We start from the raw sequence: 10,503 nt of genomic DNA on the forward strand, positions 1-10,503 counted from the left end.
GTGCGGGGCTGGCGGTAGGCGACGGCGTCGGGGGCGAGGGGGCGGGCGAAGGAGTAGGGGGCGGGCATGCAGTCGAGGCGTCCGTGCCGGTAGACGGCGGCCGGGTCGTCGGTCTCGGGCAGACCGAGTGCGCGGCGGCGGTCGTTCAGCAGCGGGAGCAGCAGTTCCGGGTCGAGGAACTGGCCCGAGCCGGAGGGCGCGGGCACGTGGGGCACGCCGAGGGTCTCGGCTACGAGGAGCGCGGCGAACTCGTATCCGTCGCGAAGGATCACGTCGGGGCGGAACTCGCGAGCCAGCGGCAGCAGCACGTCGTAGGCGTCGGCGAGTTGAGGGCCGGCGGCGAGGGTGGCCCACAGGTCGTGGGCGAAGCGGCTGAACTCCTTGGGGATGGGCAGCTTGCCCTCGAACAGCAGCCGCATGCCCTGGGCGGTGATGTCGGTGTAGACGCCCTCGACACGGGCCCGCTCGTCGGCGAGGACGGGGGCGAGTTTGTCGGCGGTGACGACGAGGACGTCGTGTCCGGCCTCGCCGAGAGCCCGCACGAGCGGCAGGCAGGCGCGCGCGTGGGAGGGCGAGCCGGTGATGCTGCACAGCACCCGCATGGTGACGGACCTTTCCATGTGGCTCTCTCTGTGTATGCGTCTATACGGCGGTCGGGGCGGGCTCGACCGGGCTGGTGCCGGTGCCGTGCCAGGCGAGGCCCGCGGCGCTGAGCGCGGCCGGGTCGAGGTGGTTGCGGGTGTCGACGACGACCGGGTGGTGCAGGTCGGCGGCGATCCGGGCCCAGTCGAGGCCGCGGTAGTGCGGCCACTCGGTGCACAGAACCAGCGCGGAGGCGCCCTTGGCGGCCTGGTGGGGGTCGTCGACGACGTTGATGTCGGCGGGGAGTTCGGTGTGCCGGGTGGCGGGGACGGCCGGGTCGTGGGCGGTGAGTTCGGCGCCGCGGCGGGCGAGTTCGGCGGCGAGGGCGAGGGCGGGCGAGTCGCGCAGGTCGTCGGTGCCGGCCTTGAAGGTGAGGCCGAGCAGCCCGATCCGGACCCCGGCGAGGGAGCCGTCGGCGTCGCCGCACAGGCGGGCGATCCTGTCGGCGATCCGGGTCCGCTGGTGGGCGTTGGTGCCGATGGCCGCCCTCACGAGCGGGAAGTCGACGCCGAGCGCGTCGGCCGTGCCGAGCAGGGCGCGGGTGTCCTTGGGCAGGCAGGAGCCGCCCCAGCCGGGTCCGGGGCGCAGGAACGCGCTGCCGATGCGGTGGTCCTGGCCGAGGGCGGTGGTGACCCGGCCGATGTCGGCTCCGACCTCCTCGCACAGCTCGGCGAGGGTGTTGACGTAGGACAGCTTGACGGCGAGGAAGCAGTTCGCGGCGTACTTGACGACCTCGGCGCTGGCGGCGTCGGCGATGACGACGGGCGCGTCGACGCCGGCGTACAGTTCGGCGACCTGGGCGGCGGCCCAGGGGCTGTCGGAGCCGATCACGACCCGGTCGGGCTGGAGGAAGTCGCTGACGGAGGTGCCCTCGCGCAGGAACTCCGGGTTGCTGACGACGCCGACGTCGGGCCGGCCGAGGGCGGCGGTGACGCGGGCGGCGGTGCCGACCGGCACGGTCGACTTGGTGACCAGGACGCTGTCGGGTTCCAGCAGGGTCCGGATCTCCTCGACGACCGCGTCGACGGCGGTGAGGTCGGCGCGCCCGTCGGGCCCGGTGGGGGTGCCGACGCAGATGAACACGGTGCGGGCGCCGCGGACGGCGTCGGCGGCGCCGACGACGAAACGCAGCCGGCCCGCGTCGAGCCCGGCCTGCACCAGCTCCGGCAGGCCCTCCTCCAGGATGCGTACGTCGCCGCGGCCCAGCTCCGCGACCTTGACCGGGTCCAGGTCGGCGCAGACCACCCGGTGTCCGAGCGACGCCAGGCAGGCCCCGGCGGTGAGTCCGACATAGCCGGTGCCGATGACGGCGATGGTGTGGCGGTGCACGGCGGCGACCTCGATTCTCGGTAACTTCGCTGCGGTCAGACGCCGATGAGCCGCGCGCTGATGGACGCCGCGGCACGGACGGCCAGGGCGACGCTGTACAGCGTCGGGTTGACGGCGGTGGCGGTCGGGATGACTCCGTTGCCGCCGACGTAGAGGTTGTCGAAGCCCCAGACGCGGCTGTCGGTGTCGCACACCGAGGTGCCGTCGTCGACGGGGCCCATGCGCACGGTGCCCTGGTAGTGCTTGGAGCTGCCGGCGGGAAACAGCTCGGGCCGTTCCAGGAACTCGCCGCCGAGGGCCTCGGCGACGGCCTCCTGGTCCGCGCGGGCCTGTTCGGCGCCCGTGAGGTCGCGTGCGGTGAGGTCGTAGTGGACGGTCATGTCGGGCATGTCGTAGGCGTCGGCCTCGCTGGTGGAGAACTCGATGCGGTCCTCGGCGCGGATCTCCTTGGCGCCGTACCAGACCATGCCGACGAACAGCGCCGGGTCGACGCCTTCCAGGGGCGAGGTGTCGATGGTCATGACCTGGCCGTGGTTGCGGCGGCCGGGGTCGGCGAACGGCACCCAGAAGCGGCCGGTCTCCAGGTCGCGGATGTCACCGCCGAACTCGACGGTGCCGCGGGCGGCGAGCCCCGCGGTGGGGCCGTCCTTGACATGGACGGAACTGACGGTCTTGGGCTGGTCGTTGAGGTAGCGGCCGAGGGCGTCGGGGCGGATGCCGGAGGCCCACAGCAGCTGCGGGGTGCGCAGCGCGTCGGCGCAGACGGCGACGGCGGAGGCGCGCACTGCGAACTCGGTGCCGGTCGGGAGGTGTTCGAGGAGGGCGCCGGTGACCATGCGCCCGCTGAACAGCAGGCGCCGGCACATGGTTTCGTCGGCGATGCGGAAGCGTCCGTCGCCCGCGGTGGCGCCGGCGTGGGCGAGCGGGCCGAGGACGGTGTCGGGGCCGGCCCACAGCGGCCGGCGGCCCGGGCGGGGGGTGCAGGCGAGCGGCATGGTGCCGACGCCGCGGCCGACCGGGTAGTCGCCGTCGAAGAGCCGGCCGAGCGTCTTGAGGACGAGGTCTCCGGCCTCGGTGGCCGGGTAGGCGTCGCGGGTGACGCTCAGCAGGTGTTCGGCGACGGACAGGGCGGCGTCGAGGTCGTCGCCGGGCAGTAACGGCAGCCGTTCGCTGTCCAGCGGGCGGGGGGCGGTGCAGGCCCAGTGCACGCCCATCCCGCCGATGTTGCTGGACATGACCGCGGCCGGCATGGCGAACTGCTCGGGCTCGTCGTCGCGGCGGGGCCGCAGCAGATGCGTGCCGCGGTCCGCGTACTTCTTCACCAGCGCGCCGTCCTCACCGGGCGCGGTCTCGGGATCGCGCCCCTGGGAACGGGCCTGGGCCGCGGCCCGTTCCGGTGCGGGCAGGTTGCCGAGGTGCAGCCCGGCCTGCCCGGTCAGGCGCGGCCCTAGGTCGGCCATCAGGATCCGTGCGTGCGGTACGGCGTCGTACACGCGGCGGGCGACGGCCGACCCCACCGGGCCGCTTCCGACGACGAGCAGGTCGACCGTCGGCGGAAGTTCGGGACAGCTCATGGTGACGCGACTCTCCTTCTGTACGGCGCATGGGGGGTGGCGGCGCCAAGCAGGGCGGACGGATCAGGCTGCGGTCCGGCAGCGCGCCCCGTAAGGGGCGCGGGGAACTGCGCGACCAGCCACGACGCTGCCGCAGACGAACGGCGGCACGACGCGGCACTTTCCAGCGGAGCGCTCAGTGCGCCGCGCGGCTCGCGGCGTAGTACTGGCGGACCTGCTGGGCGAAGGCCGGGTTCATCTGGGCCTTGGCGAGGATCTCGGCGGGCGGGGTGTAGTCGTCGTCGAGTGCGTCGGCGAACTTGGCGAATCCGGCGCGCAGTTGGGCCTCGATGACGGCGGGCCAGGCGTTGGGGATCTTCCACTCGTCCTCGTAGCCGGTGGCGAGCAGGTGGGTGACGGCGGTCTCGACGACGTCGGTGCGGCTGTGGGCCTGGGTGGGCTTGCGGACGGGCTGGAACACGGACAGGTCGTGGCGGGTTTCATCGCCGAGGATGCGGCGTGCCATCTCGTCGGCGAGCAGCGGCGACAGGTGCAGGCCGTCGCGGTAGGTGCCGGTCATCATCCACAGGCCGTCGAGGCCGGCGCTGCCGACGAGCGGGAAGCCGTCGAAGGCGACGGGCCGGTTGCCGACCTGGATCTTCTCGATGCCGGCGGTGTCGAGGTCGCGGCGCAGCTGGCGCAGGGCGCAGCCGAGCAGGAAGGTGGCGTCGCGGATGGAGGGGACGTCGGCGGGCTCGGGCTCGATGGCGTTGGTGGCGCCGAGGTAGACGTGGCCCTGGCCGCGCGGCACGAGGTGCAGACCGCAGGCGAAGGCGCGGTTGGGGGTGCGCAGCACGCTGGTGGGGCCGGGCACATCGGGGTTGACGCGCGCGACGACGGACACGCCGACCCCGGCGCACAGCCGCGGAATGGTGCCGCCCAGGGCGGGCACGGTGTCGAGGAGGGTCTGGGAGGCGGCGCCGGCGGCGAGGACGACCTGGCCGGCGGTGAGGGTGTCGCCGCTGGTGAGCTTGACGCCGGTGATGCGCTCGCCCTGGGTGGTCAGGCTCTCGCCGAAGCCGTCGAGGAGGGTGCCGCCGGCCTTCAGGAGCGCGCTCTGGAGACGGTCCAGCAGGCGGCCGGAGTCGACGGCGTGCTCGCCGGGGATGAACATGCCCATCAGGGGCCGGGCCAGCGGGTCGGGGTCGAGCCAGCCGAGCTCGGCCGGGTCGATGTCCTCGTACGGCTCCTTGTACTCGTCGAGGGTCTTGCGGATGGCGGTGTAGTTGGCGGAGTCGATGCCGGGTACGCCCACCGAGTTCAGCAGCATCACGGTGCCGTCGGCGCAGCGCAGGTCGTCGTGCTCGCCGGTCTCCTCGGACAGCTGGTCCAGCCAGTCGTCCCACAGTCGGGTGGCCTGGACGCCGAGGTCGAGCTTGGCGCGGCCCTGCTCGCTGGCGACGAGGGTGGAGGTGACCTCGCCGAAGGTGCCGAGCATGGCGCCGGCAGCGGTGGAGGCGGCCCAGGGCCGGTCGGTGCGGCCGAGGACGGCCACCTTGGTGCCACGGCGGGCGAGGGTCAGGCCCAGGGACAGGCCGAGCACACCATTGCCGACGACGAGGACCTCGAAGGTCCGGCCGGCCGGGTTGTCGCTGGTCATCGCTTTCGTTCCCATCCTGTGAACCGCCGCGCCGGGCGCGGGGCGTGCGAAGTCGGTGTCGGGGTCGTCGGGTTCCGGGGGCATCAGACAGCCGGAGGGGCGCCGTTGCGCGGCAGTTCGGCCAGGACCTTGGCGACCGCGGTCGCGACGTCGTCGACGTCCTGGCGGGTGCCGAGCAGGGCTTGGTGCGGGATGAGCACGCCGTCGCGGCCGACGCGTTCGGCGTTGGGGCAGCGCTCGGCGAGTTCCTCGGGCCGGACGCCGCCGGTGGCACCGGTCCAGAAGGCGTCGGTGCGGTGCAGGGGCTGGTGGCTGCCGAAGGCGGGGATGCCCTCCATCAGCAGCGCGAGGGCGACGGTGTCGCGGTCGAGCCCGCCGAGCTCGTCCTGGTCGAGGACGAACGTCGTCATGTAGTGCGGGGTGCCGGTGCAGCGGTGGTCCCGGCCCTGGAGGCGGATGCCGGGGATCTCGCCGAGCACGGCGGCCAGTTCGGTGTGGCGGGCGGCGCGGCGGGCGTTCTGGTCGGCGAACCGGGCGAGTTGGGCGCGCAGCAGGGCGGCGGTGAGTTCGGAGATACGGAAGTTGGAGGAGGCGGTGGCGAGATGGAGTTCACGGGTGCGGCCGCAGTTGTGCCGTACCCAGGCGTCCTCGTAGGTGTCGTCGTCGGGCAGCAGCAGGGCGCCGCCCTCGCCCGCGGTGATCACCTTGGTGCTCTGGAAGGAGAAGGTGGCGATCGAGCCGAGAGCGCCGAGGCCCTTGCCGCGCCAGGTGGCGCCATGGGCCTGGGCCGCGTCCTGGATGACGGCGACACCGCGGGCCCCGGCCCAGGCGGTGATGGCGTCCATGTCGGCGACATGGCCGCCGATGTGGACGGGGATCACGGCGCGGGTGCGGTCGGTGGCGGCGGCGTCGAGGCCGGCGGGGTCGAGACAGAAGGTGTCCGGGGTGACGTCGACGGGCACCGGGACTCCGCCGCGCCGCTGGACGGCGGTGGAGGTCGCGACGAAGGTGTACGCGGGGACGATCACCTCGTCACCGGGCTCGATCCCGGCGAGTTCCAGGGCGAGTTCGAGGGCGTGGGAGCCGTTGGTGACGGCGAGCGCTGCGGGCGCCTGGCCGAACTCGGCGAACTCGCGCTCGAACGCCTGGACCTCCTTGCCGCCGTGCCGCCCCCATTCGCCCTGCTGGAGGGCGCGGGCGAGGGCGAGGTTCTCGGTCTCGTCGTACTCGGGCCAGCGCGGGAAGGGTTGTGTCCGCACCTTGGGCCCGCCGTTCAGGGCCAGCATGGGCCTCTCCTTCCGGGGGTGTTCGCCGTAGGACTCGGCGTCGGCGGGGTGGGTACCGCGGGTCAGGCGGGGAAGTTGCCGAACGCGGTGCGGGTGCCGTAAGGGTCGAGCTGCATGGTGAGGCCGCACTCGTCCTCCCAGCGCTTGGTGATCTCCACGCCCTCGGAGCGGTTGACGTCGTCGAGCATCACGGTGGCGCCGGGCGCCAGGTGCTCCTTCAGGGCGGGTACGGCCGGGTAGCGGGCCAGCTTGCGGCCCTGCTCCCAGCCGGGCGGGCCGTCGACGAGCAGCAGGTCGATCTTGCCGTGCTTGTCGGTGAAGGCGCCGACCTCGTCCTCGACGGTCCCGGGCTCGTACCACTCGACGCGCTTGACGGCGGCCGGGTGCTCGGCGAGCGGGGCGTGCACGACGCGGGCGACCTCGCTCAGACCCTCCTGCGCCAGCTGGTCGTTCACCCACCGGGCCCACTTCTCGTCGTGCTCCAGGGAGAGCACGTTGCCGTGGCCACGCTGGGCGAGATAGCGGGCGAAGACGATCGTGGAGGTGCCGCTGCCGCACTCGACGAGGACCTTGCGGTCGCCGAGGGCGATGTCGTCGAGCAGCTTGATCAGGGCGCCGGGACGCAGCGACCACGCGGAGAACGGCAGGTAGGGGCCGTTCAGCAGCGGGGAGAGCCGGATCCACGAGGCCAGGTCGTAGAACGCCCGGAGGAACTGCGTGTCCATCTTCCTGCTCCTGTCTGGATTCCCGTTCAGTGCCCGGCGAGGGCGACGAGGTGGTCGACGGCGGCGGTGACCTGGGGCAGCGCGAGCATGTGGCGCTGCGCGGCGCGGGCCGCGTGGGTGTGACCGGGGTCGGCGAGCAGCCGGTCGACGGTCTCGGCGACGTCGTCGGCGCCCGCGCTGGGCACGCGCAGCCCGAGCCCGAGCTCCGTGACCCGGCTCGCGTTGTGCGCCTGGTCGCTCAGTTCGGGCAGGACGGCCATGGGGACGCCGGCGCGGACGGCCTCGCGGACGCTGTTGTAGCCGCCGTGGGTGAAGAGCAGCTGGGCGGTCTCCAGCAGCAGCGGCTGCGGGATGCTGTCGAAGAGGTGCACGTTGTCGCCGACGGCGGCCGGGTCGACGGGCATGCCGCGGGTGGCGACGACGGCGGTGCAGTCCACTTGGGACAGGCCCTTGACGATGGTGGTGAGCGGGTTGGCGTCACCGGGCATCAACGCACCCACGACCAGCGCCGGGTCGGCCTCGATGTCCAGGCCCTCGAAGAGATGTCCGGCGACCACGCCGTCGAAGAACAGGTCGAGGATGCGCGGGAAGACGGAGTGGTGCATCAGCGAGGCGAACACGTTGGTGCTGGAGACCACCACGAGCGGCTTGTCGCCGGGGACGTCGCGCAGCCACTCGGGGCCGGTCTCGCTGCGCACGATGGCAGACGGCTGCTGGTAGGCGAAGGTGCCGCCCATCTCGTGCGCGGTGAAGGCGTACGCGGGCGGCATGCAGTCGAAGCGGCCGTGCGCGTGGATCGCCTCGGCCGAGTCGCTCTCGGGCAGGCCCAGTTCGACGCGGCGCAGGTTCAGCTCGGTCAGGGCCAGTTTGGCGTCGAGGTACTGGCCGCCGCCGGAGGGCGCGGTGACGTGCGGGACGCCGAGGGTCTCGGCGACCAGGTAGCCGGCGAACTCGACGCCACTGCGCAGGATCACGTCCGGCTTGAACTCCTGTGCCACGTCCAGGAGTTGACGGTATGCGTCAGTGACGTGCGGGCCGCAGGCGGTGGCGAGGAGGGTCCCCGGTGAGAACGGGTCGGAGGGGGCGAAGTCGATGCGCTTCTGCTGGAGCAGGCTGAGCACGATCTCGGCCATGTCGGTGAACAGCGGCAGGACGCGGATGTCCTCACCCTCGAAGACACCGGCCATCTCCGGCGGGGAGACCACGGTGACCTCATGGCCGGCCTCCGCCGCGGCGCGGGCCAGCGGCAGCAGGGCACGTGCGTTGGAGGGCGACAGCGCGAGACTGCAGAGAATGCGCACAACCATTCCTTTCCGTGCGGAAGCGACGTTCGGCCATGTCATGATGCGCCGCCGTTCTCGGTGTTTTCCCGAGTCTTCGGCACGCTTTCCGCGCCGCTCGGCACCGAACTTATGCGATGGGCGCACAAGGACCCAGTTGGGTGTTTCCATCGGCGGGTAATCCGTGGAATGGGCACACGAATTCCACGGCACTGCCGGTCGATTCGGATAATGACGTGCCGCGTATCACGGTCGGGCGGTCAGCTGGGCAGCCGTGCTCTCGGTCCAGGCCTCGGCGCGGCGCCTGCGGTCCTCGCGGACCGTGCGCGGCACCAGCGCGTCGACGGCCTCGCGGGTGGCCGGGTGCCGGAAGGCGTAGCGCAGGGCGCCGGTGGCGGAGGGGTGCCGGGAGCGGCGCAGGAAGTCCCGGCGTTCCAGGTGGTCGAGCCAGTGCGCGGCCTCGGCGCGGTCCACGCCGCCGACCGCCGCGACACCGTCGGCGCAGCACACGCCGCCCAGGGCGGAGGCGCACACCAGGACAGCCTTGGCGAGCGGCGGCAGCGTGTCGAGGTGGGCGGCGACGACCTGACGCACATGGCGGGGCATCGTCGGCGGGCCCGCCGGGCGCCCGGGCCCTTGGACGGACAACTCCCGTGCGTACTCCACGGCGTAGAGGGGGTTGCCGCCGACGCGGGCGAGGACGTCGCGCCGCAGGTCGGCCGGCAACGCGCCGTCGCTGTCCGTGAGAAGGGCGTCGAGCAGTGCGGCCGAGGAGGGCTCGTCGAGCGGGTCGAGGGTGACGGCTAGGGCGTCACGTCGGCCGCCGCCCCAGGTGGGCCTGCGATCGAGGAGTTCGGGGCGCGCGGTGACGGCGAGGAGCAGCGGTACGGGTCCGGCGGCGTCGGCGAGTTCGGTGACGAGGTCAAGGATCGGGTCGGGCGCGGTGTGCAGGTCCTCCAGGACGAGAAGCAGGGGGCGTTCGGCGGCAAGGCCGGTGAGCAGGAGCCGCCAGGCGGCGGCGAGGTCGGGCCAGTCGGCGGGGGCGGGCGGCTCGTCGCGCAGCAGGGGGCCGAGCCGGTCGAGCAGCCAGCGGCCGCGGTCGCCGGTGCCGAAGAGAGCGTGGACCGTGCGGGCGAGGGCGTCGCGGGCACGGTCGTCCGTGCCGGTGGCCGAGGCGAGGGTGCGGTCCAGCAGGGCGAGCGGCCGGTCGCGGTCGCACCACGAGCTGTGCCCGGTCACGACCCGGTACCCGTGCGGGGAACGTCGGGCGAGCCGCGCGAGTTCGGCCATGAGCCGGGACTTTCCGGCGCCGGGTTCACCGAGCACGGTGAGCAGGCAGGGGCGCTGCCGGCGGGCCACGTCACCGAGCGCCCCGCCCAGCTGCTCCACTTCACGGTCCCGGCCCACCAGGGCGGGCGGGGTGTCCGTGCGGGCGGTGCGGGCGCCGAGCGGCTCGGACGCGCCGTCGGGTCCCGCGGGACCGTAGACGAGGGAGCGTTCGGTGCCGGAGCGGGTCGTGGCGCACACCCGGATGCCGCCGGGCGGCACGGTCTCCAGCAGGTCGGCACAGCTCTTCGGTACGGCGCCGTTCACGATCGGCACGGCACCGGTGCCGTCGGCGGAGCAGGTGACGACGACGACACCGGTGGCCACGGCCACGCGGGGTGCGGAGCCGCCGTGCACGGGGACGGGGCCGCCCGCGCCGTACTGGCGGAGTCTGCGCAGGATCGCCCGGCCGGCCCTGACCGCGCGTTCGGCGTCGTCCTCTCGGGTGCGGACGACGCCGAACAGGGCGAAGGTGACCGGTCCGAGCACGCCGGAGACCTTTCCGCCGTGCCGGGCGACCTCGTCGCGGATGGCGACGGCCAGTTCGCCGGAGAGCCGGGCGGCGTCCTCCGGGTCACCGCCGAGGCCCTTTCCGAGGGTGGTCCGCACGAGCAGCATCGACAGCTGCTTGTGCTGCTCGGTGAGGACGCCTGCCGGTACGGCTGGATACGGGAAGGCTGCGGCGTGGGGCGGTGCGGGGAG

General features: G+C 73.3%; 7 protein-coding genes and 1 pseudogene. All 8 read right to left on the reverse strand.

Annotated features, from left to right (window positions below):
* Positions 1–620 (reverse strand): annotated as a pseudogene (locus tag FPZ41_RS40970) (glycosyltransferase); the annotation flags it as partial.
* Positions 621–642: 22 nt separating this feature from the next.
* Positions 643–1,971, reverse strand: a complete 1,329-nt coding sequence (locus FPZ41_RS40975) for a UDP-glucose dehydrogenase family protein (protein WP_322621370.1) — start codon at positions 1,969–1,971, stop codon at positions 643–645.
* Positions 1,972–2,006: 35 nt separating this feature from the next.
* Complete coding sequence (locus FPZ41_RS40980; protein ID WP_152869254.1) at positions 2,007–3,545, reverse strand: GMC oxidoreductase; 1,539 nt, start codon at positions 3,543–3,545, stop codon at positions 2,007–2,009.
* A gap of 175 nt (positions 3,546–3,720) precedes the next feature.
* Positions 3,721–5,184 (reverse strand): NAD(P)/FAD-dependent oxidoreductase, encoded by a 1,464-nt coding sequence (locus FPZ41_RS40985; protein WP_152869256.1) that lies wholly within the window; start codon positions 5,182–5,184, stop codon positions 3,721–3,723.
* 83 nt (positions 5,185–5,267) lie between these two features.
* Entirely contained in the window at positions 5,268–6,470 is a 1,203-nt protein-coding gene (locus FPZ41_RS40990) for a DegT/DnrJ/EryC1/StrS family aminotransferase (protein WP_194236396.1), read from the reverse strand.
* A 62-nt stretch (positions 6,471–6,532) separates the two neighbouring features.
* The gene (locus FPZ41_RS40995) at positions 6,533–7,195 is read right to left on the reverse strand and encodes a class I SAM-dependent methyltransferase (RefSeq protein WP_131570719.1); all 663 of its coding nucleotides are present in this window, start codon (positions 7,193–7,195) and stop codon (positions 6,533–6,535) included.
* A 26-nt stretch (positions 7,196–7,221) separates the two neighbouring features.
* Entirely contained in the window at positions 7,222–8,496 is a 1,275-nt protein-coding gene (locus FPZ41_RS41000; protein ID WP_322621371.1) for a glycosyltransferase, read from the reverse strand.
* Positions 8,497–8,721: 225 nt separating this feature from the next.
* The coding region (locus tag FPZ41_RS41005) for an ATP-binding protein (protein WP_152869260.1) at positions 8,722–10,503 on the reverse strand (1,782 nt) is incomplete at its 5' end.

Source organism: Streptomyces acidicola (genome assembly GCF_009377235.1).
GTDB classification, from domain to species: domain Bacteria; phylum Actinomycetota; class Actinomycetes; order Streptomycetales; family Streptomycetaceae; genus Streptomyces; species Streptomyces acidicola.

Bases quoted from the DNA above. Each gene is read 5' to 3' on its own strand.
- FPZ41_RS40985 (WP_152869256.1), bottom strand. From the start codon at position 5,184: ATGACCAGCGACAACCCGGCCGGCCGGACCTTCGAGGTCCTCGTCGTC.
- FPZ41_RS40990 (WP_194236396.1), bottom strand. From the start codon at position 6,470: ATGCTGGCCCTGAACGGCGGGCCCAAGGTGCGGACACAACCCTTCCCG.
- FPZ41_RS40980 (WP_152869254.1), bottom strand. From the start codon at position 3,545: ATGAGCTGTCCCGAACTTCCGCCGACGGTCGACCTGCTCGTCGTCGGA.
- FPZ41_RS40995 (WP_131570719.1), bottom strand. From the start codon at position 7,195: ATGGACACGCAGTTCCTCCGGGCGTTCTACGACCTGGCCTCGTGGATC.